Here is a 24,555-nt window from a genome sequence, read left to right on the forward strand (position 1 = left end):
CTAATCTTCGTGGTCATCGAAGGGATCACCCAGCTCGGCGGAGGGGGGACCAAAAGAGGTGTATACTGCCAAGCCAGTGATGGCAATGAGAATGACAGCAAAAGTAATGCTAAGAACTGTTGCGGATTCCATGGGGTAAGATTGATAGTTGTTTCTGTTGTCTTATATTATTACAGAACATTACAAAAACTCATTTAGTCATTTTTACGGGAAATCTATGGCACAGCGCACTCGGTTAGGAGATATCCTCAGACCCCTCAACTCGGAATACGGTAAGGTCGTACCGGGCTGGGGTACCACTCCTGTCATGGGGGTATTTATGGCACTTTTTCTGGTTTTCTTACTGATTATTTTACAGATTTATAACTCTTCTCTGATTCTCGAAGGCTTCAGTGTGGACTGGGCTGGTTGATTTGGGGTTGTCGACGTATTCCTGACCCAATTTAATCTCAACCTAATTTTGGTTAATCTTTTTTGCATCCCGCCCCGTCGGGATTTTTTTGTCTTCTAAGGCACGGGGGGACGAAAACTGTTACCGGCAGATCAAGAAATGTAGCCCAAAGCCTTGTCTAGATGGGCTGGTGCGTTTTCTGTCATAATCGAACAGGACTTGTTACATTTTTTATTGCAAATCCCCGGGGTGACGGTAACTTAGCCGGTCTGCCTCTCTGTAACGATGTTGCCGGGCTTCCTCCGGTGAATGTTAGTAAAAATCCTTAAATTTAGACGGTTCATTATGACACAGATTTCTGGCTCCCCTGATGTCCCCGATTTGGGTCGGCGTCAGTTTATGAACTTATTGACCTTTGGTACGATCACTGGGGTGGCGGCCGGAGCCCTCTATCCAGCGGTTAAGTATTTGATCCCTCCTTCCAGTGGTGGGACCGGTGGCGGCGTAACTGCGAAGGATGCCTTGGGTAATGATGTTAAGGTGACGGAATTTTTGGCTTCCCATAACGCTGGCGATCGGGTGTTGGCCCAGGGTTTGAAGGGCGACCCGACCTATATTGTAGTCCAGGGGGATGACACGATCGCCGACTATGGTATTAATGCGGTTTGTACCCATTTGGGCTGTGTGGTGCCCTGGAATGCCAGCGAAAATAAATTTATGTGCCCTTGCCACGGTTCCCAGTACAACGCCGAAGGTAAAGTGGTGCGTGGCCCGGCTCCCCTCTCTTTGGCTTTGGCCCATACCACAGTTACCGACGATGACAAATTAGTGCTCAGCCCCTGGACGGAAACCGATTTCCGCACCGACGAAGATCCCTGGTGGGCTTAGGTTTAGCTTTGCTATCCGTTGAGTAAGCAACACTGTTGTAATTTTGTGTAATTGTCTGAGACTGGTCTTTTTCCCCTACTGTTTACCTAAACCTAATCCGTTCAACTTAACGATGAGAAACCCTGATACTTTGGGGCTGTGGACGAAAACCATGGTTGCTCTGCGCCGCTTCACGGTGTTGGCGATCGCCACAGTCAGCGTCTTTTTAATCACCGATGTCAGCCTCCCCCAGGCCGCCTCTGCCTATCCCTTTTGGGCCCAGGAAACTGCCCCTTTGACCCCCCGGGAAGCCACTGGTCGCATTGTTTGTGCTAACTGTCACCTCGCCCAAAAGGCGGCGGAAGTGGAAATTCCCCAAGCAGTTTTGCCCGACACCGTGTTTGAAGCGGTAGTGAAAATTCCCTACGACCTCGATAGTCAACAGGTGCTGGGGGATGGTTCCAAGGGTGGCTTGAACGTAGGGGCCGTATTGATGTTGCCCGAAGGATTTAAAATTGCGCCCCCCGATCGCCTGTCGGAGGAACTGAAAGAAAAAGTTGGTGGTACCTACTTCCAGCCCTATCGGGAAGATATGGAAAATGTGGTCATTGTTGGTCCTTTGCCCGGTGAGCAGTATCAGGAAATTGTTTTCCCCGTCTTGTCCCCCGACCCTGCCAAGGATAAAAGCATTAACTACGGTAAATTCGCTGTGCACCTCGGGGCTAACCGTGGTCGTGGCCAAATCTATCCCACCGGTTTGCTGAGCAATAACAATGCCTTTAAAGCGCCCAAAGCTGGCACCATCTCAGAAGTTAACGCCCTGGAAGCTGGTGGCTATCAACTGATTCTCACCACTGCTGATGGTACGGAAACCGTAGACATTCCTGCTGGTCCCGAATTGATCGTCAGTGCCGGTCAAACTGTCGAAGCAGGGGAATTTTTGACTAATAATCCCAATGTGGGCGGTTTTGGCCAGAAAGATACGGAAGTGGTGCTGCAAAATCCCACCCGCATTAAATTCCTGGTCCTCTTCTTGGCGGGAATTATGCTTTCCCAAATTCTGTTGGTGTTGAAGAAAAAACAAATTGAAAAAGTTCAAGCCGCTGAACTTAATTTCTAGTTCATTTCTCCACCGGATTATCCCACCATAGGGGCAGAGCCTAGGTTCTCCCCTGGGGGCCATCGAAGAATGCTCAGCTTGAGTTATGTCGTCGGTGGCCCCATTGATTTTTGCAGAACTACCCTAGCTCGATATGCTGGTAGGAATAGACAACTTTTAGATTTTGCTGACTCTATGCGTGTTTACGTTCTTTTATTCAACGCAGGTACGGATAATGAAGGCATCCACACCGTACAAATGGGGGGACGCAATAAGATTTTGATGTTCGCTTCCGAGGATGATGCCACCCGTTACGCCCTGCTTTTAGAGGCCCAGGATTTTCCGCCGCCCTCCATTGAAGCCATGGATTCCCGGGATATTGAAGAGTTTTGCCAAGAAGCTGGCTACGATTGCGAAGTTGTGGCGGAAGGTATGCTGGCCATTCCCCCGGAAAAAAATGTGGCGGAACCGGAATGGGACCCAGATGGGGTCTTGCAGGCAGCCCGGGAAGCCCAGAGCAATGACCAAGGCCAGGAGGAAGAAAAACCAGACACTGAATTTTCCGATGCGGAGCTGGAAAATATTCGCCGTCGCTTAGAAGGATTGTTGTAGAAAAACTGTGGTTATGCTTGTCCTGACTTTAACTAACCATGGTTTTAAAGCTTAGTCCTGGTTGGTTCACTAAATTTGGTTTGGTTGATTTTGTTTAATTTCTAATTTATTTTTTCTTTACCTAATAATCCTGCCCCCAATCCCCACCCATACCCCATGCCTAGTACGGAAAGCATAGAAGAACGCGGTCATTTATTAACAGAGCAGGCCAATCCCCAAAGCCAAAATTTGGACCAGTTGTCTAGCCTGGAGTTGGTAGATTTATTTAACCAACAGGATCAACTGACGGTAACGGCGATCGCCGCAGCGAGGGAAGATTTAGCGGCGGCCATTGAAATTATTAGTGGGGCTTTGGCTAAAAAGGGCCGTCTTTTCTACATTGGGGCCGGCACTAGTGGCCGCCTGGGGGTGTTGGATGCGGTGGAATGTCCCCCCACTTTTTGTACCCCGCCGGAGTTGGTGCAGGGTATTTTAGCCGGGGGAGCTAGTGCCCTACTCCGCAGTTCGGAAGGGTTGGAAGATATTGCGGAAGATGGAGCCCGGGCGATCGCCGACCATCGCATTACCCAATTGGACGTGGTGGTGGGCATTACGGCCGGGGGAACCACTCCCTATGTCCATGGAGCTTTGGATGCGGCCCGGGCCAGGGGGGCAAAAACAATTTTCATTGCCTGTGTGCCGGAAATCCAAGCCCCCAGGCCAGCGGATGTGAATATTCGATTGTTGACAGGGCCAGAAATTTTAGCTGGCTCCACCCGTTTGAAAGCGGGTACGGTGACTAAAATGGCGTTGAACATTCTTTCCACCGGTGCCATGGTCAAATTAGGCAAAGTTTACGGCAATCGCATGGTGGATGTGGCTGTAACCAACCGCAAACTAGAAGACCGGGCAGTGCGTATTTTGCAAGATTTAACTGATTTAAATCGGGAGCAAGCGGGCCAATTACTGAATGCCAGTGGCCAACGGGTTAAGTTAGCGTTGTTAATGCATTGGTCCGGACTCAGTCTGGAAGCCGCCGAAGCCCAACTGCTCAGCCATGGTGGTAATTTACGCCAGGCCATGGATGCCTTGCCCTAGCCCCCTAACCTTGCCCAGAGATAGTTCCACTCCCAACTCCCAACATTGCTTTACCCATGCCCACTACCCTAGACCAGTTTTTAACCCCCATTGTCTTCGTCATTTTTGCCCTGGCGATCGGTGTTTTAGTCTGGGGCTACCGGCGGGCCAAACCCTTCGGTAAGCTTGGCAAACTTGCTTGGCTACAGTCCGTGGTGCTGATGGCCCCTTGGCTGTTGTATTTTGTCCTTTTTAGCTTAGGGTTGTTCCTCAGTTTGCCCGCAGTATTAATTCTGCTTTTGGTATCGGCGGGAATTTACATCTATCTCGGTCGGCAAATGCGGGAGGCAGGGCAAGCGGAACTGTTGCGTCAAAAAGCGGCCCAACGATTGCAGAATTTGGCCAAGGAGCCAGATCAGGGCACAACTGTTGGCGAAGTCAATGCCACCACTAGCCTTGAAGAGGATGCTTCCCCCATTCCACCGGAAGATTTGGCAATTATTAAAGGGATTTTTAGCATTGATAGTTTTTTTGCCACGGAGACCATTGCCTACCAGGAGGGGGCAATTTTTAAGGGCAATTTACGGACGGAGGCGGAGGACGCCTTTGGCAAACTTTCGGCTAAACTCAAGGATTTGATGGGGGATAAATACCGTCTCTTTTTGGTGGAAGGTAGCGAAGACCGGCCGGTGGTAGTTATTCTCCCCAGCAGTAATGACCCCCAGCCCAGCACCCTGGCCCAGAAAAATTTGGCGGTGGTATTACTGGTGGCCACCATTGTCACTACGTTGGAGGCAAGTGCGGCCCTGTTGGGCTTTGACTTAGTAGACAATTGGCAACGGGTGGGGGAAACGGTTCCCCTGGCGATCGCCGTGGGCATTATTTTACTAGCCCATGAGCTAGGCCATCTCTGGCAGGCGAAAAAGTGGGATGTACGCCTCAGTTGGCCATTCTTTTTACCCAATTGGCAAATTGGTTCCTTTGGGGCCATTACTCGTTTTGAGTCCCTGTTACCTAGTCGTAATGCCCTATTCGACGTGGCGATCGCCGGGCCGGCGGTGGGGAGCTTAGTGTCCCTGTTATTCCTGATAGTGGGTTTAATACTTTCCAGGGAAGATAGCCTTTTTCAGTTGCCGGTGCAGTTTTTGCAGGGTTCATTGCTGGTGGGCACTGTGGCCAAAGTCATCCTCGGCGATGCCTTGACTAAGGACATTGTGGCCATTCATCCCCTAACGGTGCTCGGTTGGTTAGGTTTAGTCATTAATGGTTTGAATCTACTCCCGGCGGGCCAATTGGACGGTGGCCGCATTATTCAAGCTATCTACGGCCGCAAAGTAGCTCGGCGGACCACCATTGCCACGTTGATTATTTTGGGGGGCATCACCCTCTTTAACCCCGCTAATCCCATCCCCCTCTACTGGGCGATCGTGGTTTTATTTTTGCAACGGCAACTAGAACGGCCCAGTCTAAACGAGTTGACGGAGCCCGATGACACCAGGGCCGGCCTGGGACTGCTGGCTCTGCTATTGATGTTACTCACCCTGATTCCCTTTAGCCCCAACTGGGCCCTAAGGTTAGGTATTGGAGCGTGAACTACCCCGACTCGCTTGCGCTGAAGTCGAATCTTTCTACCCCAAGGAGTAGCTAGTCTTACATTCTGACAATAGACGGAATCCCCCGTTCCAGAGTTAACGGACTTAATTTCGTGAAAATTTCAACATCAATGCCCCATCGCTTAATGCCCGATCAGTGTTTGAGCAAACCCGCCTATCGTCTCTACCAAGCGGGGGTCTATGGTCGTTGGCTGGTGGTGGCGTTAATTTGGTGTACCCTTATCCCCTGGTCCCTCTGGCAATTCCGGGAAGACATTGTTCTATTACAGGACCATTTCACCTGGGTAGCAATTCGTTATGGTTTTGCTTTTCAGTTGGTGCCGGCCTTTACTTTGTTTGCTAGCATCGGTTTCACTGGGGCGGTGTTAATCCGGCAAAGCTGCCATCTTCTTTGGGGTCTATCCATTAAAGAAAGGAATAATCTCATCCGGGGCACCGCTAGAATTCGTAAAATTGGCCCCCGCCATCCCCTCTGGCGCTGGTTATTTCACTAAAGTTTGAGAAATGGCCGGGATTTTTACAGGATTGCTGAAAGAGCGCAGGGAGAACTGACAGAAGTGATGCAACTAAGTCTTAGTCGGACTCACCAGGCCCAGATTTATCGCCATGGGGAACTGTGCTACCCAGAGGAATGTTGTGGTCTCTTACTAGGACAGGTAGTTACCCAAACAAACGGCGCACCGCCCAGCGGATCTCTGCGAGATCGCCATTGGCAAGTGTTAGAAGTTCAACCGACGGAAAATTGCTGGGGAAAAGTGGAGGAATTTGGACAGGATCATAATCAAGGCAGCAAGTTACATTACTTTGCCATTGACCCTAAAGTTTTGCTCACTGCCCAAAAGGATTGTCGCTCTAAGGGTTTAAGCATTATTGGTATTTTCCATTCCCATCCCCATGGCCAGCCCATACCATCCGAATTTGACCGGGCGATTGCCTGGCCAGAGTATGTTTACCTCATTGCTGCCGGTAAGGATGGCAAGTTCAGCACCAGCAGAAGTTGGTACTTAAACGAAGCGGGAAATTTTCTGGAAGTGGACTCAACGTTGTTGCTGTAACCAAGTGGTAATTCCCGTCGCCAAAGCTTGCACCAATTGTTCCTGGGCTTGGGCGTTGGTAATCCACTCAAATTCCCGCGGGCTGATCATAAATCCCAATTCCAGTAGCACCGCTGGGGCGATGGTGGGACGAGTCAACGCTAAATTATTCCAATAAACCCCATGGGAGTTTCTACCCAAATTCTCCACTAAATAACGTTGTAAAAAGTTGGCTAAATCGGCGGCCTGGGCATTGTACCAAAACGTACTAATACCGTCGGTTTCATTGGGATTACCGCTATCGGGCAAAGCGTTGTAATGGATAGAAATGGCGATCGCCGGTTGCACTTGGTTAATTTGGGTTTGGCGATCTACCAGGGACACAAATTCATCTCCGGTGCGGGTCAGATGGACATTGGCTCCCTGGGCCCGGAGGCGATCGGCCAATTGTCGGGAAATCAACAAATTAATATCCTTTTCTGGATAGCCAGTGGGGCCCACTGCCCCCGCTTCACTGCCCCCGTGGCCTGGGTCGAGCAAAATTTTTACCCCCTGCAAGTTACCTGGTTGGGAAGAAATACGGGGGGGATGGCGTAGGGACAAAATTAACGTGGTGCCCTCATAACGGAGGTCGTAGCCCCACTGTTGATCGGTTTTAAAAGTAAAGTAGTAATCAATGCGGTCTGGGCTAATTTGTTGCCAAGTTAAATTCCGGATAATGAGGTCATTATCAATGCGAATAGTGTCAGTTTGGGCGGTGGTATTGTAAAGACTTAAAGTGAATCCTGTTTCAGTTTGATGTACTGTGACCGGCACCGGCAATTGCAGGGGGAAACGCATTTCTGTGCGATCGCCAAAAACCTGATAACCCACACTGCGAATGATAGAACGGGGCGCAGCTTGACTAGGTAGAGTGACAGTTTCATCCGCTTTAATCCAGCCGCCATAGTCTAAGCGCAACCAGTCCCCATCCCGGCCAGTAACACTGGCTTGACTCCCCTGGGGCAAAGGGGTCAACCGGGAATAATCAGTGCCAGGGCCTGTGCGGGCCACCCCTGCCTGACTGGTCACTGCAACTACCTGGGGGCGATCGCCGTTAAGTAAGGTAACGCTGCCAGGGCCAGGGGCAGAAAAAGTTTGTCCCCGCCATTGCAAATTAAATTGGGGTGTGCCCAACAAAGTCGGCAATTGTTCAGAAGTAAAGCTTTGACAGCCCTTATACTGATCCGCTGCCGTTACTTTGGGCTGGTTTTCTCCGTGCAAAATTGTGTTATTTGCCGGCAACTGCACTACATTGCCCTGGGGGGTGAGGAGAATGGTTTGCCCTGCCAAAGTTACTGTAGCCGTAGCATCGGTGGGGGCGATCGCCGTAAAGCAAATCGGTTCATCGGCGGGGCGACTGATGGACACCGCCGGGGTAAGGGAACCCGGTGCAAAACCACCTTGGGCCGGCAATGTGGGGCCAGTGCTAATGCGGGTAATAGTGCGCTCAATCCGTTGGGAGCCCGCCTGAAAGACAAATTGATTTTCCCCCACCTGGAGAGGAATCACAGGGGCAAAATTGCCTTGGGCACTGCGTTCAATCACCTGAGCATTCAGGGTAACCGTCACATCCGGGGCGGCGGAACCGATGAAAAAAATCGTCGGGCTACTGGTCTGGTGATTTTGGGGTGGATAAGCTAAAAATAAGGGCTGATTTTGGGCTAGAGCCGGCATGGCAACCACCGTCATTACACCAACACTCACTATTGCTCCCAACCAAGATTCCATCACCATTCTTAATAATCTCCTCGATGCGATAACTTTCTAGAAGTTGACCTGTTTGTCGACAACCATACCATCAAAGCATAGTAATATTTTATCGTTCCAGTGTTCATAAGAACAAGTGGTAATATTCGTCGACTATTATTCCCAAATTAATTTGCTACAGTGTCAGCTTTTCTAAAACTTCCTACAATTGAAATTTAAACCTTTCTTTTTTAGCAATGGTAGTCACGGCCAATCCCATTCCCTTAATACAACAGCCGGATTTATTGGAGCAAAGACTGCAACAAATTCCCCAGGAGCCCGGGGTTTACTTCATGGGCGATCGCCAGGGGGAAATTCTTTACATTGGTAAGGCAAAAAAATTGAGAACTAGGGTGAGATCCTATTTTCGGGACTCCCAACCCCACACTGCTCGCATTGCTTTGATGGTGCAACAGATAGCGGACATAGAATTTATTGTCACCGATACGGAAGCGGAAGCTTTAGCCTTAGAAGCAAATTTAATTAAACAACATCAACCCCATTTTAATGTCTTGCTCAAGGATGACAAAAAATACCCCTATGTTTGCATAACTTGGTCGGAAACCTATCCCCGTATTTTTATTACGAGAAAACGCCGTTTAAATCAAGCTAAGGATCGCTATTATGGCCCCTATGTGGATAGTTTCAGTTTACGGCAAACACTAAGATTAATACAGCGTATTTTTCCCCTGCGACAACGCCGCCAGCCTCTGTTTAAACATCGTCCCTGTTTAAATTATGACATTGGTCGCTGTCCTGGAGTGTGCCAAGAATTAATTACCCCAGAAGAATACCGCCAAACGTTGCAGAAAGTAGCCATGGTTTTCCAGGGTCGTACCCAAGAGCTACACCAACTATTGACAGAACAAATGGAAAAAGCCGCGACGGATTTAAAATTTGAACAAGCGGCCACCATTCGAGATCAAATTAATTCTTTGAGTAAACTCAACGCCGATCAAAAAGTTTCCCTACCCCAGGACACCATTTCCAGAGATGCGATCGCCGTGGCCAGTGACGGACAAATTAGCGCCATTCAGCTATTTCAAATCCGAGCGGGGAGATTGGTGGGAAGGCTGGGGTTTTTCGCTGACGGAGTAGAGTCAGAACAAGAAAAAGGGGAAGTATTACAACGGGTGTTGGAACAGCATTATCAACAGGTGGATGCGGTGGAAATTCCCAGTGAAATTATTCTGCCCTGTGCTTTGCCTGAAGGGGAATTGCTCAACGATTGGTTAACCAGCCAAAGGGGAAGAAAAGTAACTTTTAACCTGCCCCAAAGACAAACCAAAGCTGAACTACTAGAAATGGTAGAACGCAATGCCCAATACGAGTTGGAAAGGCTACAAAAACAGACTGCTAAGAACGTTACAGCCTTAGAAGATTTAGCGGAAATTTTAGATTTAGAAACTTTGCCAAAACGTATCGAAGGCTATGACATATCCCATATTCAAGGTTCTAACGCTGTGGCTTCCCAAGTCGTATTCATTGATGGAGTGCCAGCCCAACAATATTATCGCCATTATAAAATCAAAAATCCATCCATTAAAGTTGGCCACTCCGACGATTTTGCCAGTTTAGCGGAAGTAATTAGCCGTCGTTTCCGTCCGTCTGGAAAAAGTCAACATAGTAACCAAGATTGGCCAGATTTAATTATGATTGATGGTGGCAAAGGACAGCTATCTGCAGTGGTTAAAGTGCTAACGGAAATGGATTTACTGGATAAATTTACCGTGGTTAGTTTAGCTAAACAAAGGGAAGAAATTTTTCTACCGGGGGAATCTCAACCGTTGCTCACCCATGCGGAGCAGCCTGGAGTGCAATTATTGCGTCGTTTGCGGGATGAAGCTCACCGCTTTGCTGTCAGTTTCCACCGTCAACAAAGACTTAGTAAAAGTCGGCGATCGCGCCTGGATGAAATCTCCGGTTTAGGTTTTAGTCGCCAAAAACAACTGTTAGCCCATTTCCGTTCTTTGGACTATATTCGGGAGGCCAGCGTCAAACAATTACAGGAAGTACCGGGAATTGGCCCCCAATTAGCCCAGGCGATTTATGATTACTTTCATCCCACAAGTGAACAAACTGTTATTTCCACAGCGGAGTCTTTATGAGTCTTAGTTGTGAACAGCAATGCGGATGGGTTGACAATATGTCTTACTACCAACATTTTCAGAAAATTTGTTGCCCATGAGAGTAAATTACCGTATATTTTTTACCAAAGCAGTAGGAATATTAGGACTTTCAGGATTGACCATAATGGTTTGTGAACGGGGACTAATAACCAAATCCATATCTTCCAAGGGCACAGCCCCCAGCAACACTGCATCCCCCAAGACTAAGGCCCCAGTAAAACAGTTGCGATTGCCAAACCTCACTTGAATTGGCCCCACATAATCAACTAATCTTTTTTTGCTATCTGCGGTGGTGACTTCCCGCTGTTCCAGCTTTTCTAATTTGAGTTGAATGACAACATGCTCAGGAATGCAAAGGGTGATCGCTCCTGTATCAACTAAGGCGTTGACCTTCATTGGTTGTAGCGTTTTTTCTTTGGGATTAATAAGCTCAATATTGGCATAAACTAAACCCATTTTATTGACCTCAAGGAAAATTATAATTTGCTGGCTATGATCGCATAACTATAACCGTTTTCAGGCGAACTAATTATTATTTTAATCTTCCTGATCGAAGAATACTAATCACCAACCAAAAACCAATTACCGTAGCGGCCACAAACAGAACATTGGCAATTAAAGTTAGCTGTTGATCATTGCCGGTGGAAAGGATTGCCGCCCCCATAATTAGGGAACCCAGCACAATACTAAAAGATAAACGATTCGCTGATTTATCGATGGTGCGTCGTAGGGGTTCCAGACCCTCAATGCGGACATTCCATTGCAACGTTTCCGTTGTTAGGCGATCGAGCAATACATCCATTTGCCTAGGGGTTTTAAGGGAAACTGCTTTGAGGTCTAAGACTGTTCTTAAGGCTGTTTGCAAAGGGTTAGTGCCAAACAATTGCCGACGAAAAAGATCAGTAATCAGGGGATTAATTTCGGTAAATAAATTTAATTCGGGATTAAATTGGCGTCCGGCCCCTTCGAGGTTGGCTAAACATTTGGCGTATAGTCCCAAACAAGCGGGAACTTTCAGTTTATTTACCCTGGCAATGCGAAGAAATTCATACACTACTTCACTGAAGTTAAATTCCGACAAGCTTAGGTCATAATATTTCCGCAACATGCGTTCATAATCTACCTCTAACCGCTGGAAGTTAACGTGGCCCACCGATTCCGACAGCTCCACCGTTAACTGGGCACAACGTTTGGCATCCAAATCAACGATCGCCAATAGCATTTCCGTTAATAACTGCCTGGTGCGGGGATCAAGGCGACCCACCATGCCGCAATCAATTAGAGCTAAACGACCATCTTCTAAGTAAAAAATGTTGCCGGGGTGGGGATCGGCGTGGAAAAAGCCATCGACATAAAGTTGCTGGAAAAAGGCCCGGAATAACAGGGTGGTAATTTCCTTTTTGCGTTCGGTAATATTTTTCTCGCTAGGGGGCTGACTTAAATCCGCCGTTAAAATTGGCACTCCATCAAGCCATTCCAACACGAGAAATTTCTCGTTAGTTAATTTCCAATAAACTTTCGGAATTACTAATTGATTGGGATCAAACCAGGTAGTTTTAGCTAGGTTAGACCGTAGGGTATTGGTATAAATCGCTTCGGTATCAAAATTTAACTCGGCTTTAACCGTTTGGGTAAACTCATCCGCTAGTTTGACAATGTCGTAATTCTGGCCAAATTCTGTCCGGGAAATCAACTCAGCTACATCTTTAATCAGTAAACTATCCTGCTCCACGACGGCATCAATGCCGGGACGTTTAACTTTAATGGCAACGGTTTCCCCACTCTGCAACACCGCTCGATGGATCTGACCAATGGAACCCGCGGCGATGGGTTCAGGCTCAATTTCTTGAAATGTTTCCCCCAGCGGTTGGGGAAATTCTCGCTGCAATAAATCATCGATCGCCGACCAAGGTAAGGGGGGAACGTTGGATTGTAGGGCAGTGAGGGCGTTGATGTAGCGGGGAGGTAAAAGGTCGGGGCGGGTGCTGAGCAGTTGCCCTAATTTGACGTAGAACGGCCCCAACTCGACGAGGATTTTGGTGAGAACTTCCGGTGTCGGAATTTGTGGTTCCCCCACTTTCCCCATGGTTAAGAGGCCGTTCATGTAGTCCCAGCCGTTGCTGAGCAGTACTTTAATGATCTCGCCACGGCGATCGCCGGCTTGAGGTAAGGCAAACATTAAGTGTCAATAAGAATTGGTCAATGGCGCACTGCTGCTTGGTAAGACCAGTGTAGGAGAGTTAGTCCCAGTGCCAATTTAACTAATTCTAGCCCCCAATAGAGCCAGTGCAAGGGCATCATCGCCGCAGGCATTTCCCCGGTGCTGGTGAAACTCGCCATATCAAAGCCTAAATCCGTGATGGCTGGGGTCAAAATGTAGGTATAAACAATGGCGATCGCCAACAGAATAATGGCGAAAATTCGACTAAATCGTTGTCCTGGAGCAGAGAAAAAGCCCTGTTGATGGAGTAAAAAACAGCCAGACGCCACTAGACCCGCAAATAAGAGTTCTAGGTGATTAAAAACGGAAAATAGTAAATGGCCAGCACTGATAAAACCCGGTTCGGCCATCATACCAGCGGCGGAAAGGCTGGGCACCACCAGTAAATCCATCACCAAGCTACCGGCGAGCCACATGGCCAAACTGCCCATCACGAGCAGTGGCCAATCCACCATGGCAATGGTTAATTTAGCGGTACGGTTCATAGATCACCTCACTCTGGTTAACAGAGTTGTATTTAAAGTTAAACAAAATTGAATCAAGCTGGAATAATGGGGCAAAAATTACCCAAGAAATAATTGCAGATATTTTTATTATTGGCAGGGGATTTAGTTCCGAGGAAAAAATTGAGATGGATCTTTACAGAATGGGCATAAATTGGAGCTTTTCGTAATCTTTGTTTACGTTGGCTTGAGTAAAAATTCAGCGATTCTTTATCCAATAACTCGCCAGCAGGCCATACTCCCGACTCTGGGCAGAAGCAAAATTTAACCAACCTTCTCCCTCCTTCCCGACCCGATTGATGGGGACAATTTCCACGCCGCTGTTGCTGTAGGCCAAACCCTGAAAAGTGTGGACCAAATCCTTTGACCACCGATCGCCATGAATGGTTAACCCTTGCTCCTGCAACCATCCCCTTAAATGCTGGAGAGTAATACCCGGTAACTGTTGCCCGGTTAAAGGGGGCGTAAAAAATTCGCCGTCCCGCCAACCCCAGAGATTCCCCGTGGACGTCTCCAACCAATGGCCGTTAGCATCGGTCAAAATGGCTTCCTGAGCGTTATTTTCCTGGGCAATACGTTGGGCTAACCAAGGAGCGAAATAATTGCCCGTTTTCAATTCCGCTAGGGAACGTTGGTAACGACCGGGGGCCATCAGCCAAGCATTAATGCCTAATTGTTGTCGTTGTTCCAAATCTTCCGCCAGTGCCCGCCCTGTTATTAATATCTGTCCCGAAGGAAAACAGGTTAGACGTAGGATTGGATACCGTTGGCTCAAATGCCGAGCCGCTTGATCCACCGGCCCCCAGTCTGGTGCAGGCCATTGCAGACTAACTAAACTTCGTCGCAGGCGATCGCCATGATCAACCCAGTGGGTAAAGGGATGGTCAAGACATTGCTGGTAAACCCTCAGAGTGGTGAATACAGTGGCCCCGTACAGTAAGCCAGGCTCATTAATCGGTAATTCGATTACATCCTGCTCAAACCATTGACCGTCCCACCAGTACAACATTAGAACATCACCATGCCGCCATCCACATTAAAGGTTTGCCCGGTAATGTAGGCCGCCGCTGGGTCCGTGGCCAAAAAACGAATAGTGCCGGCCACTTCCTGCGGTTGACCATAGCGAGCCAGGGGAATAAATTGCAAAATTGGCTCTGCATCAAGATTTTCAGTCATATCCGTGGCAATGAAACCGGGAGCCACCGCATTGACGGTCACCCCCCGACTAGCCAGCTCTTTGGCAACGGTTTTGGTGAAGCCAATTACCCCTGCTTTGGCGGCGCTGTAGTTAGCTTGCCCGGGATTACCCATCATGCCCGCCACGGAGGTGATGTTAATAATGCGCCCACTTTTTTGTTTGAGCATTAACTTAGACACTGCTTTGGTGCAAAGAAAGACTCCGGTTAAATTCAGATCAATGACCGCCTGCCAATCTTCCAGCTTCATTCTTAACAGCAACGTATCCCTGGTGATGCCTGCATTGTTCACCAACACATCGATGCGACCAAATTTGTCCAGCGTGGTTTTAATCAACTTATCCACGTCCTCACTGTTAGCCACATTGGCCTGTACGGCGATCGCCTCTCCCCCGTTGGCTATAATTTCCGCTACCACAGCATCGGCGGCAGTACTGGATTGGGCGTAGTTCACCACCACCTTCATCCCCGTGGCGGCCAGGGCCAAAGCCGTTGCCTTACCAATACCCCGGGATGCCCCAGTTACCAATGCCACCTGTGTCGTTAATGCTGTCATAAACTGTTCTCCTATGGAGGCGCAATCGATGGCCAATCAGCCATTACGCCATAATTTCACAATGCAAACCGAGTCTCATTTTAAGGGTTTGGCGCATCCATGGAGGAACTTCCCTGGGAGCCCAGGGAGCTTTGGGTTACCCTAAAAAATAATTAACCAATGACATTTCCTGATCGAAGTTCCGCAAATTTCCCCCACCCTATGCTTTATCGACGTTTTGGCCGCACTGCATTGTCCATGCCGGTTTTTTCCTGTGGAGGCATGCGCTATCAGTTCCAATGGCAGGATGCGCCCTTCGCTCAGGTTCCGCAGGATAACCAGCACAATTTGCAAGCCACCATTGAGCGTTCCCTGGAGTTGGGCATTAACCACATTGAAACTGCTAGGGGTTATGGCACTTCGGAAATGCAGTTGGGAAAAATTTTGCCCCAATTACCCAGGGAAAAATTGATTGTGCAGACAAAGGTTAGCCCTAAGGATGACCCTAAGGACTTTCGCCGGGAGTTTGATAAATCTTTGGGTTACTTAAATCTGGAATACGTCGATTTGTTGGGCATCCACGGCATTAACAATCGGGAAACCCTGGAGCAAAGTTTACGTCCTGGCGGTTGTTTAGCTGTTTGTCGGCAATTACAACGGGAAGGCCTAGTAAAGTTTGTTGGTTTTTCCACCCATGGCCCCACCGCAATCATTACCGAAGCGATTAATTCCGGGGAATTTGATTACGTCAACCTCCACTGGTACTACATTTTTCAAGACAATTGGCCGGCGATCGCCGCCGCCACGGCCCAGGATATGGGGGTCTTTATTATTAGCCCATCCGATAAGGGAGGACAACTTTATAACCCGCCCCAAAAGCTGGTGAATTTATGCCAACCCCTCAGCCCGATGGTATTTAACAATCTGTTTTGCCTATCCCATTCCCAAGTCCACACCCTCAGTATTGGTGCATCCCGGCCAACGGATTTTGATGAGCATATAAAAACCCTGCCCTATCTAGCATCGGAGCAGGAGACTGAAAAAGTTTTACAACCGATTTTGGCGAACCTCCATAGGGCCATGGTGGAAGCTTTAGGGGAAGATTGGGTCAATGGTTGGCGCATCGGTTTACCCAGCCCGGAAAATACCCCTGGGGAAATTAACATTCCCAAAATTCTCTGGCTTTATAATCTTTGCCAAAGCTTTGACTTGGTGGAATACAGCAAAATGCGCTACAACCTGTTGGGCAACGGCGGCCATTGGTTCCCTGGTCAACCGGCCAGCAACTTTGATGAGCAAAAACTCTGGCAATGTTTAGCCCACAGTCCCCACCGACAGAGGGTGTTAGAAATTTTGCAGGAAACGGATCGAATGCTTAAAGGGGAAACGGTGCAAAGATTGTCCCGTCAGGAGGTGGCCAAAACTAGTTAATTATTCTGGGAAGAATTGCTAATGTTTTGCTGTGCTGGCCAGACAAAGTACGGCGATCGCCATGGCTTCCAGTTCGATTTGATGAGGTTGACCCATTTTTGCCCTGCTACCCAACGACCACCATGAATACCCCTTCCCCGCCCCGTGAGTCCCCCCCACGTTTGCCCAGTTGGTTAAAACGCCCCATTGGTAGAGCTAGTGAGTTGTCCACAGTTCAACAAATTATTAAACAGCGTCAAATTCACACCATTTGCGAAGAAGGTCGTTGTCCTAATCGGGGGGAATGTTACGCCAACCAAACAGCTACTTTTTTATTAATGGGTCAAATTTGTACCAGAGCCTGCGGTTTTTGTCAGGTGGAAAAGGGCCAAGCTCCCATGACATTGGATCAGGATGAACCGAAAAAAGTAGCAGAAGCGGTGCAATTATTGGGGCTTAAATATGTGGTATTAACTTCCGTCGCTAGGGATGATTTGGCCGATGGTGGCGCTGGTTGGTTTGTGCACGTGATGGAGCGCATTCGTAAGGAAAATTTTGCTACCGACATAGAAGTTTTAACGCCGGATTTTTGGGGTGGTATTGGTCGAGAAATCAGCCAAAAAGAGCGGGTGTTGACGGTGGCCAAGGCTAAACCTATTTGCTATAACCATAACTTAGAAACAGTGGCTAGATTGCAGGGCAAAGTACGACGGGGAGCAAAATATCAACGTTCTCTGAATGTGTTGCGCTGGGTGAAAGAATTTGATCCCAGCATTTTTACCAAGTCTGGGTTGATGTTGGGGCATGGAGAAACGGTGAATGAAATTGTCGAAACCCTCAAGGACTTGCGTTCCGTGGGTTGCGATCGCCTGACGTTAGGACAATATATGCAACCGTCTTTAGAGCATCTAACCGTGCAAAAATATTGGACTCCAGAGGAGTTTGAACAGTTGGGTCAAATTGCCAGGGAATTGGGCTTTAGCCATGTGCGATCGGGGCCCTTGGTGCGGAGTTCTTACCATGCTGGAGAAGATTGATAAAAACAAAAAAGCAATGATTTATCCCCAAGAATTACCAGGGAATTGCGAGGAAATAAAGGGTGAAAATTAATGTTGACTATGCCATTGCCCAATATGCCCAGGGTCTGTTTTTAATGGCCGATGACCGCCATGGGCTGGGTTGGTATTCCAGCGATCGCCATGCCTTAATTCCCTTAGACGATCAATTTCGTTATCCCAAATCTTTGCAACGGGTGCTCAATCAAAATCGTTTCCAAGTCAAAATTAATCAAGCTTTCACCGCTGTTTGTGAGGGATGTGCCGCCCGCCCTGAAACCTGGATTTCCCAAGAATTAATTGAGGTTTACCATACCTTTCACGTTGCCGGTTGGGCCCACAGCTTTGAAACTTGGTACGGCGATCGCCTAGCGGGGGGAATTTTGGGCATTGCTATCCGGGGGGCTTTCATTGGGGAATCGATGTTTTACAATGTCCCTGAAGCCTCTAAAGTTGCCATGGTTAAATTAGTGCAGCATTTGCGACAACGGGGCTATAAGTTATTCGATGCCCAGCTACAAAATCCCCACCTGGAAAGATTTGGAGCCTACGAAGTGGAAGAAAAAGATTATAAAAAGCAGTTAGAGAAAGCCCTCAGTTATCGTTGTCAGTTTACTTCCGAGCCTGATTTTTATGATTATGTAATTAATTTAACTGATTGACCTTTTCTTTTTCATAAAGAAAAAAATTATACTTTCTGTTTATGTCCAATTTAACACTAGTTCTAACCTGACGAATAAGGATTAATTGCTGAGATTTAAATCGATTACTTCTAGGTTTTATCCCTAGCAATTTTTCGTTCTGGACGATGGAGAAATTATTTCCATAACCAGTCAATTTCTAAAATAAAGTTCAGTAAAATGTTCTCCCCTAATAATTGATTTGATTTGACTAAAATCTCTTTGGGTTGATTACTGCGATAAACCTCTACCTGTTGATTCTGGGGATCAATTAACCATCCTAGGCGTAATCCAGAAGCCAAATACTCTTCCATTTTCGTTTGGGTTGCAGTTAAGGTTTCACTAGGAGAAAGCAGTTCCAACACAAAATCTGGGCAAATGGGTGGAAATTTTGCTCTTTCTTCGGTAGATAAATCTAGCCAATGTTCTTTTTTGATCCAAGCTATATCAGGCGATCGTCGTCCTCCTTGGGGAAGCTGAAAACAAGTGGAAGAGTCAAAGACAAAACCCAATTTATGTTTTCGGTTCCAGATAATAAAATCAGCTATTAATTCTGCATTCTTGCGGCCAATCTCGCCACCAGTGGGAGACATAATTAGCAATTCTCCTTGGGCATTTTCTTCAATGATCAATTCGGGATTTTGTTGGCAAATTTGGAAAAATTTATCTGAATCAATGGCGATCGCTGGCTGTAGCTTAAGGGTGGTTGTCATATTCTCTCCTGAGCAAAAAGGTGACGATGATGATTGTTCCAGCTCCTCTTTTAAAAGTATATTGGCAATATTTCTTTCAGTTTGTCTCCTAAATCGACCTAGTAAGGCGATTGCAGTTCTGGAGGAATTTTCTCTAGTTTTTCCCAGGCATGGGGTACCAAGGGGGCTTTTAAAGTATTCTCTGACTGGCGTGTCTTTACCTCAAATGTAGCTTCCATTTTTTGAGGCATAGTTTCCTGACATCCCAGTTAAACTCTAGCCCATTGTCAGCAAACCACTTCTCCGAAAATGGTGAAAAATCAAAAATGTCCGTTACCATGCCCATAGGGTTTGTCCCTCACCTGGGCTAATGGCTTAGGAATTATGAATTTTTTGCATTAGTGGGATTTTTACCATGACCGCCGATCAACTGTTGATGTTAGTTGTCCTCCTCGTCCCCGGTATTTTGCTATCGGCCCTAGTGATGGGTAGTTTTGCTAAAGGGGGTTAACCAAACACAAAAAAGTTACCGGGGTGGAAATTGATCCCGGTAAATCTAGCTAGGCTAATTGGGACAACCTAACAAACATCAAACCTAAACCAGGCCGTCTTTGCTCGCCATGGTCAACATTAAATCAATGACTCGACAGGAATAGCCCCATTCGTTGTCGTACCAAGAAACCACTTTAAAAAAGTTGCTGTTCAAGCCAATGCCGGCCCCGGCGTCGAAAATACTGGAACGGGGATCGGTGCGAAAATCCATGGACACCACATCATCTTCTGTGTAACCCAAAATGCCCTTGAGTTCCCCCTCGGAAGCGGTTTTCATGGCGGCACAAATTTCCTCGTAACTGGTGGCTTTTGCCGTTTTAAAGGTTAGATCCACCACCGATACGTTGGGGGTCGGTACCCGAAAGGCCATGCCGGTCAATTTACCCTTTAGCTGTGGTAGTACCAAAGCCGCTGCCTTGGCCGCTCCAGTGGATGAGGGAATAATATTTTGGGCGGCTCCTCTACCCCCCCGGAAATCCTTTTTGCTCGGGCCATCGACGGTGGGTTGGGTGGCGGTCATGGCGTGGACTGTGGTCATCAATCCTTCCACAATGCCGAAATTGTCGTCTAATACTTTGGCGATCGGGGCCAGGCAATTGGTGGTGCAACTGGCATTGGAAACAATCTTGTCGGTGTCAGCGTTGTAGTCGAGATGATTTACCCCCACCACAAAGGTAGGAATTTTTTCAGGATCCTTACTAGGCGCGGAAATAACCACCCGTTTAGCGCCGGCTTTGAGATGATTTTCAGCGGTGACATAGGTAGTAAATAGCCCCGTAGACTCCACTACATAATCTGCCCCTAGCTCTCCCCAAGGTAATTGGGCGGGGTCCCGCTGGGAAAAACAAGGAATAAATTGGTCGTCAATGACAATGCCATCTTCTTTGGCCACTACAGTGCCACCGTAGGAACCATGGGTGGAATCGTATTTAAACAGATAGGCTAAGTTGGAGGCTGGTACAAGGTCGTTGATGCCCACTAGGGTAACTTGGGGGTTGGCCATGGCGATGCGGGCCACAAGACGGCCAATGCGGCCAAAGCCGTTGATGCCGATTTTTAACATTAAAAAAACTCCTGGGGAATAAATAGCAAAAAGATGACCCGGTCACACCAGGACATCCGACTTGCCCTAACGTTAACCCAGCTCTTCGGCAGGGAGATTAGCAAGAATGCGAAAAAATGCTTAAATCTTTGCTTGGCGATCGCCGTGGTTGCCCGGGGAATAATTGGCAACAATGGTCGGATTTGGGCACAATGGGTAAATAGGACCGAATAAGGCCGGGCAAAAAAATTCTGACCACTGGGTTATGGGCTGGTCTATGTCCAGATTCTTTGACTGTTCTTAATTTTTTTCGAGACTGCAGAGCCTTGCCCGCCGATGGATTGCCACTGTAAATCGTTAGGTTTTTGACTGAATATTTTGCCATGAACACCTCTTTGGCCTCCCCGAAAGCATTAGCTAGTTACACTACTCGCACCTACGATCGGGCCCAAAGGGCTTTCCAGTGTTGTCCCTTTTATCTGGACTTGTTTCGAGCCATGGCCCAGGCCAGTGTGCCCCTACCCACGATCGCCGGAGCCGGGGGAGTTAAGCAAGGTTTTTGTGGGCAAGTGTTGACGGAAAATCGAGTGGAGCGGGAGTTGATGTGGCTCATTCAGGTGGGGCTATTGCGACGGGAGGTGGACGGCCAGGGTATTACCGACAGTTTTCGTCTCACACCGTTGGCTAAGCAAATCTTGGATCAATATCCTGGAGAGCAAAGGCAATTTCCTGCCCCTTCCCCGTGGAATCGTTTACAAAATCAGCTAGCCCGCTGGCTCACCCCCCTGGCCACCTTATTGGGTCGTGGGTAGTTTAAGTTCGTTCATATTTATCTTGAGGCAAAATTAAACAGGCAAAGAGCATTGCCCCAACTTACCCGTTGCTAATGGCAATGGCGATCGGGTGGGGAGAAGATCTGGAGCTTTAAAATTGGGGAACAGAGTCGTCCTCCGGGGTCGGTTCCTTGAGCCATTGGTCAATATCCATACCCACTTGGATAGTTAAATCCGATCCTAGGTCGCCAACGGAGGAAGCTTCCACTACGCCGCCCCCCAGAGTTTGCCGTAGATAATGGGCACCATCCAAGTCCCCCCTCTGAACCAAAATTTTCGTCTCTGCTAATAGTTCCGGCGATTCCGATGTTTCATAGAAATTGCGGAAGTCCTTGGCAAGTAAATATTCCTTCATCCGTTCCAAGGCCTGGGGATCGTCAGTGGCATTTTGTAGCGCAATGCGTAAACTTTCTGGCGATCGCCCGGGGGTCTCAGCCCAGGTGGGGACTTCTTCAATCACATCAAAGTAGTTCCTGAGCACCTGCCGTTTGCCGGCATCAGACATCACCCAATAACTACGGCCATCAAATTCCGTGGGCTGGCTAAACCGCCCTGGTAACATCACCATTTGTACTTCCTGGCGATCAAGTTGACGCCCAAAATTGACCAGGGCCAAAATTTCCTCCATGGTCAAATTGGTGTCCACAGTTTTTTGCATAATGCCGATCGCCTTAGGAATGCGGGTAATCATGCTGGGGTGGCTAAGGCGATTTTGTAGGGCTTTGAGCAGGGTTTCTTGGCGTTGCACCCGGCCAATATCCCCATTGGCGTCGTAGCGGAAACGAACAAATTGCTCTGCCTGGGCACCATTTAAGGTTTGCAGTCCAGCGGGCAAATCAATTAATAACTGCTGGGTTTTATCTTCGTAAAACATGGGGCGGGGCACAAACACTTCCACTCCCCCCACTAAATCCACCAATTCCTGTAACGCGTCGGTGGTGACCCGGACATAACGGTCAATGGGCACTTCCCCCAAGTTGCGATTAATCACCCTCGCTGCCAACTGGGGGCCGCCATAGGCATTGGCATCATTGATTTTCGTATAGCCCACATCGGGGATGAAAACCCTAGTATCCCGAGGAATGGAGAGTAATTTCAAGCTATTTTCCCTGGGATCGAACCGCACCAATAACATGGTGTCACTGCGCCCACCAAACTCATCCACATTGGGTTCAGTTTCCGTCGGCTCCACCCGGTCAATGCCCATAACTAAAATATTGACGGGACGACTGATGTGGTAAGGAAATAGATCTCCCTGACCCGCTTCCACTCCGGTGGATTGACCCGGTATAACCTGTTGCACCAATCCTCTTGGTCCAGGAGTAAAAAAGCCGATACCCACTCCGGCGATCGCCGCTACGGTGGCGGTTAAGGTGACCAAACTCCCCCAAACTAAACCCTTACCTAGGGGGGGAAGGGCCCTTTTGGATCGCGGGACGCCCTGGTCAGATTCAGGGGCAGTATGGGGTCGGTAATGGGAGCGAACTTTGACGGTGCTGGAGGACTGCAACGGAGCAGACTCGGTACTATTCGCCATACAACCTCAACACCACACTGATTTTGGTAAACAAGCGGAAACTTAACCTATACAGATAACACCAAAGAGTCGATTGTTCCACCGATCTGTGCCGGATGGCAACGACCCCAGGACAGATTATTGAGTATTTTTGCTTAACGTAACAGTGGGGAAAGTTACCGTTTTTACCCATTCCTCCCCACTGGCGATCGCCTTGGTGCCCTGGTTTGACCTGGAGCCGGAGCATAGGGGCTAATCGAAACATTGTCACAAAAATTTGTGTTTTTTCACCGAAAAAGCAGTATAATGCCTTCGCTTGATAAAACCCTTTATAAAAAACAATTCCATGACCAAATCTGCTGTTCTTGCCAAACCCGCTGGCGATCGCCAAAAACAGGTTTACGAAACTCCCCAACAGGTGCAATACCTATATCTAGAAGCAGAGATAGACGTACTTCTGCGCCAACTCCAGACCTGCGGCCAAAAGGACAAATAGGGTCAATAGGGCCGGCAACGGGGGCAGATCAACGCAGACGGGAAGATTGCACCAACAAAGCGATGCCCGCAATCAACCCCAGTAAATTGGGAAACCAAGCAGCGGTGAAGGGATCCAGGGCGCCCCAAATGCCCATGGACTCGCTCAAAAAAGAAAGTAGGTAATAGAAGAAAATTAAGCCCACACAGATCCCAAAGCTAGTGGCTTTGTTGGTATTCTGCGGCCGTACTCCGATCGCCGCCCCGATGAGGCCAAACACAAAACAGACAAAGGGCAGGGCATACTTCTTCTGGATGCGGACTTCTAGTTTACGTACCTTTTTGTCGTCCCCACTTAACCGCAGTACTTCCAGATAGCGGCGGGATTGGGCAATGGTCATTTCACCATCCTTCCGTTCCTGGCTAGCTAAATCCAAGGGTGCCCGGGGCAACGCCAATTGTTGATGACGAAAGCGGACAATATTCCGGTAAGAACCGTCGGGGGCAATGAGGTACACCGTGCCATCGTAGAAATCCCAAGTATTTTCAGAAATATTCCAACTGGCCCTTTCCGCTGTGAGCACTTGGTTAACCCCGCTCTGGGTACGGTCAAGAATGGTCAGCCCCTTCATTTCGCTGCCGTTGAATTCTTCGGCGTAGAATAGGCGCTTCAAAATATTTTTCTCGTTGCCGTCCGGTTGCCGCACTGGGCCGTATTCCGGATAAATAATATTTTGTTCTTGCCGGGGGGGGCGGTCTTGGTGTACAGCCCGGTCTAGGGTAGCTAACGCTTCATAACTGGCGGCCGGGGTAATACGGTCATTGAAAACAAAGGCAATGCCAGTTACCACCATGCCAAACAGGAGGGCCGGCACTACTAGACGGTAAATGCTCACCCCAATGCTACGGAGGGCAATCAGTTCGCTGTCGCTGGAAAGACGGCTATAGGCCATTAAACTAGCCAAAAGCATGGACATGGGAAAGGCCAGCACCACAAATTCCGGCATTTTTAAGAAGAGAATCTTCACCGCAATGTCCATGGGCAAGCCTGATTCCGTCACCCGTCGCACCAGGTCAAAAAGAGTCCCAATGGAAAGGGCCAGGGAGGTGAACATGCCCATGCCAAAAATGAACGGCAAGAACAGTTCCACAAACAGGTACCGGTCCATGACGGACAAACGGGGCCAACGGAATTGAAATCTACTTTGTTTGAAGGTGCCAACGGCCATAGTCGAGAAATAGTAGGAAAATAGGGCG

26 protein-coding genes and 1 pseudogene are annotated in these 24,555 nt (G+C 48.3%); 14 read left to right on the forward strand and 13 right to left on the reverse strand.

The window, feature by feature from the left end; translation table 11 throughout:
* On the reverse strand, positions 1 to 132 hold the full coding sequence (psbN, locus tag IQ217_RS04150; RefSeq protein WP_010872260.1) for a photosystem II reaction center protein PsbN: 132 nt from the start codon (positions 130 to 132) through the stop codon (positions 1 to 3).
* A gap of 85 nt (positions 133 to 217) precedes the next feature.
* Between psbN and psbH the strand changes: the two genes are divergently transcribed.
* From psbH to IQ217_RS04190, 8 genes are all read left to right on the forward strand, one after another.
* Positions 218 to 412: a photosystem II reaction center phosphoprotein PsbH gene (gene psbH / locus IQ217_RS04155; protein ID WP_010872259.1), complete on the forward strand. Its 195-nt coding sequence runs from the start codon at positions 218 to 220 to the stop codon at positions 410 to 412.
* A 324-nt stretch (positions 413 to 736) separates the two neighbouring features.
* The gene (gene petC, locus IQ217_RS04160) at positions 737 to 1,279 is read left to right on the forward strand and encodes a cytochrome b6-f complex iron-sulfur subunit (RefSeq protein WP_194019014.1); all 543 of its coding nucleotides are present in this window, start codon (positions 737 to 739) and stop codon (positions 1,277 to 1,279) included.
* 112 nt (positions 1,280 to 1,391) lie between these two features.
* A complete protein-coding gene (gene petA / locus IQ217_RS04165; protein WP_190599718.1) occupies positions 1,392 to 2,378 on the forward strand; it encodes a cytochrome f in 987 nt (328 codons plus the stop codon).
* A 174-nt stretch (positions 2,379 to 2,552) separates the two neighbouring features.
* Positions 2,553 to 2,969, forward strand: a complete 417-nt coding sequence (locus tag IQ217_RS04170) for a DUF3110 domain-containing protein (protein ID WP_223342983.1) — start codon at positions 2,553 to 2,555, stop codon at positions 2,967 to 2,969.
* Positions 2,970 to 3,125: 156 nt separating this feature from the next.
* Positions 3,126 to 4,046: an N-acetylmuramic acid 6-phosphate etherase gene (gene murQ / locus IQ217_RS04175; RefSeq protein ID WP_194019015.1), complete on the forward strand. Its 921-nt coding sequence runs from the start codon at positions 3,126 to 3,128 to the stop codon at positions 4,044 to 4,046.
* Positions 4,047 to 4,102: 56 nt separating this feature from the next.
* Positions 4,103 to 5,617, forward strand: coding sequence for a site-2 protease family protein (locus IQ217_RS04180; RefSeq protein WP_194019016.1), 1,515 nt, complete (start codon positions 4,103 to 4,105; stop codon positions 5,615 to 5,617).
* Between the two features lie 131 nt (positions 5,618 to 5,748).
* A complete protein-coding gene (locus IQ217_RS04185) occupies positions 5,749 to 6,132 on the forward strand; it encodes a hypothetical protein (RefSeq protein WP_228024098.1) in 384 nt (127 codons plus the stop codon).
* 66 nt (positions 6,133 to 6,198) lie between these two features.
* Complete coding sequence (locus tag IQ217_RS04190) at positions 6,199 to 6,693, forward strand: M67 family metallopeptidase (protein ID WP_228024099.1); 495 nt, start codon at positions 6,199 to 6,201, stop codon at positions 6,691 to 6,693.
* On the opposite strand, the gene IQ217_RS04195 is transcribed toward IQ217_RS04190, so the two are convergent.
* Entirely contained in the window at positions 6,676 to 8,448 is a 1,773-nt protein-coding gene (locus tag IQ217_RS04195; protein WP_228024100.1) for an N-acetylmuramoyl-L-alanine amidase family protein, read from the reverse strand. The two genes, IQ217_RS04190 and IQ217_RS04195, sit on opposite strands and share 18 nt — an antisense overlap.
* Positions 8,449 to 8,657: 209 nt before the next feature.
* Here IQ217_RS04195 and uvrC point away from each other — a divergent pair, with 209 nt between their 5' ends.
* Positions 8,658 to 10,568, forward strand: coding sequence for an excinuclease ABC subunit UvrC (gene uvrC, locus IQ217_RS04200; RefSeq protein ID WP_194019019.1), 1,911 nt, complete (start codon positions 8,658 to 8,660; stop codon positions 10,566 to 10,568).
* An 87-nt stretch (positions 10,569 to 10,655) separates the two neighbouring features.
* Here the strand turns inward: uvrC and IQ217_RS04205 are convergent, their stop codons facing one another.
* From IQ217_RS04205 to fabG, 5 genes and pseudogenes are all read right to left on the reverse strand, one after another.
* Entirely contained in the window at positions 10,656 to 11,045 is a 390-nt protein-coding gene (locus tag IQ217_RS04205; protein ID WP_194019020.1) for a clan AA aspartic protease, read from the reverse strand.
* Positions 11,046 to 11,544: 499 nt separating this feature from the next.
* A pseudogene (locus IQ217_RS04210) lies at positions 11,545 to 12,768 on the reverse strand (ABC1 kinase family protein); the annotation flags it as partial.
* A gap of 20 nt (positions 12,769 to 12,788) precedes the next feature.
* Positions 12,789 to 13,295 (reverse strand): hypothetical protein, encoded by a 507-nt coding sequence (locus IQ217_RS04215; protein WP_194019022.1) that lies wholly within the window; start codon positions 13,293 to 13,295, stop codon positions 12,789 to 12,791.
* A 217-nt stretch (positions 13,296 to 13,512) separates the two neighbouring features.
* Positions 13,513 to 14,322 (reverse strand): aminotransferase class IV, encoded by an 810-nt coding sequence (locus tag IQ217_RS04220; RefSeq protein ID WP_194019023.1) that lies wholly within the window; start codon positions 14,320 to 14,322, stop codon positions 13,513 to 13,515.
* A complete protein-coding gene (fabG, locus tag IQ217_RS04225; RefSeq protein WP_194019024.1) occupies positions 14,322 to 15,065 on the reverse strand; it encodes a 3-oxoacyl-[acyl-carrier-protein] reductase in 744 nt (247 codons plus the stop codon). Before fabG ends, IQ217_RS04220 begins: the two co-directional genes overlap by 1 nt.
* Positions 15,066 to 15,224: 159 nt before the next feature.
* On the opposite strand from fabG, the gene IQ217_RS04230 reads away from it, so the two are divergent.
* From IQ217_RS04230 to aat, 3 genes are all read left to right on the forward strand, one after another.
* Positions 15,225 to 16,475, forward strand: a complete 1,251-nt coding sequence (locus tag IQ217_RS04230) for an aldo/keto reductase (protein WP_194019025.1) — start codon at positions 15,225 to 15,227, stop codon at positions 16,473 to 16,475.
* 122 nt (positions 16,476 to 16,597) lie between these two features.
* Entirely contained in the window at positions 16,598 to 17,491 is an 894-nt protein-coding gene (lipA, locus tag IQ217_RS04235; protein ID WP_194019026.1) for a lipoyl synthase, read from the forward strand.
* Positions 17,492 to 17,553: 62 nt separating this feature from the next.
* The gene (aat, locus tag IQ217_RS04240; protein WP_194019027.1) at positions 17,554 to 18,171 is read left to right on the forward strand and encodes a leucyl/phenylalanyl-tRNA--protein transferase; all 618 of its coding nucleotides are present in this window, start codon (positions 17,554 to 17,556) and stop codon (positions 18,169 to 18,171) included.
* Between the two features lie 155 nt (positions 18,172 to 18,326).
* Here aat and IQ217_RS04245 read toward each other — a convergent pair whose 3' ends face one another.
* From IQ217_RS04245 to IQ217_RS04255, 3 genes are all read right to left on the reverse strand, one after another.
* Positions 18,327 to 18,902: a Uma2 family endonuclease gene (locus tag IQ217_RS04245; RefSeq protein WP_194019028.1), complete on the reverse strand. Its 576-nt coding sequence runs from the start codon at positions 18,900 to 18,902 to the stop codon at positions 18,327 to 18,329.
* Positions 18,903 to 19,476: 574 nt separating this feature from the next.
* Positions 19,477 to 20,496: a type I glyceraldehyde-3-phosphate dehydrogenase gene (gene gap, locus IQ217_RS04250; protein WP_194019029.1), complete on the reverse strand. Its 1,020-nt coding sequence runs from the start codon at positions 20,494 to 20,496 to the stop codon at positions 19,477 to 19,479.
* The gene (locus tag IQ217_RS04255; RefSeq protein ID WP_194019030.1) at positions 20,496 to 20,669 is read right to left on the reverse strand and encodes a hypothetical protein; all 174 of its coding nucleotides are present in this window, start codon (positions 20,667 to 20,669) and stop codon (positions 20,496 to 20,498) included. Before IQ217_RS04255 ends, gap begins: the two co-directional genes overlap by 1 nt.
* 189 nt (positions 20,670 to 20,858) lie before the next feature.
* On the opposite strand from IQ217_RS04255, the gene IQ217_RS04260 reads away from it, so the two are divergent.
* The gene (locus IQ217_RS04260; RefSeq protein ID WP_194019031.1) at positions 20,859 to 21,287 is read left to right on the forward strand and encodes an Npun_F0494 family protein; all 429 of its coding nucleotides are present in this window, start codon (positions 20,859 to 20,861) and stop codon (positions 21,285 to 21,287) included.
* Positions 21,288 to 21,399: 112 nt separating this feature from the next.
* On the opposite strand, the gene IQ217_RS04265 is transcribed toward IQ217_RS04260, so the two are convergent.
* On the reverse strand, positions 21,400 to 22,845 hold the full coding sequence (locus IQ217_RS04265) for an LCP family protein (protein ID WP_194019032.1): 1,446 nt from the start codon (positions 22,843 to 22,845) through the stop codon (positions 21,400 to 21,402).
* A complete protein-coding gene (locus IQ217_RS04270; protein ID WP_194019033.1) occupies positions 22,835 to 23,071 on the reverse strand; it encodes a hypothetical protein in 237 nt (78 codons plus the stop codon). The genes IQ217_RS04265 and IQ217_RS04270 overlap by 11 nt, the downstream gene beginning before the upstream one ends.
* 99 nt (positions 23,072 to 23,170) lie before the next feature.
* Here IQ217_RS04270 and IQ217_RS04275 point away from each other — a divergent pair, with 99 nt between their 5' ends.
* Positions 23,171 to 23,320 (forward strand): hypothetical protein, encoded by a 150-nt coding sequence (locus IQ217_RS04275; RefSeq protein ID WP_190598820.1) that lies wholly within the window; start codon positions 23,171 to 23,173, stop codon positions 23,318 to 23,320.
* A gap of 28 nt (positions 23,321 to 23,348) precedes the next feature.
* Here the strand turns inward: IQ217_RS04275 and IQ217_RS04280 are convergent, their stop codons facing one another.
* Positions 23,349 to 24,527, reverse strand: coding sequence for an LptF/LptG family permease (locus IQ217_RS04280; RefSeq protein WP_190598821.1), 1,179 nt, complete (start codon positions 24,525 to 24,527; stop codon positions 23,349 to 23,351).
* Positions 24,528 to 24,555 lie beyond the last annotated feature (28 nt).

It is taken from the genome of Synechocystis salina LEGE 00031, assembly GCF_015207985.1.
In the GTDB taxonomy this organism is placed as follows: domain Bacteria; phylum Cyanobacteriota; class Cyanobacteriia; order Cyanobacteriales; family Microcystaceae; genus Synechocystis; species Synechocystis salina.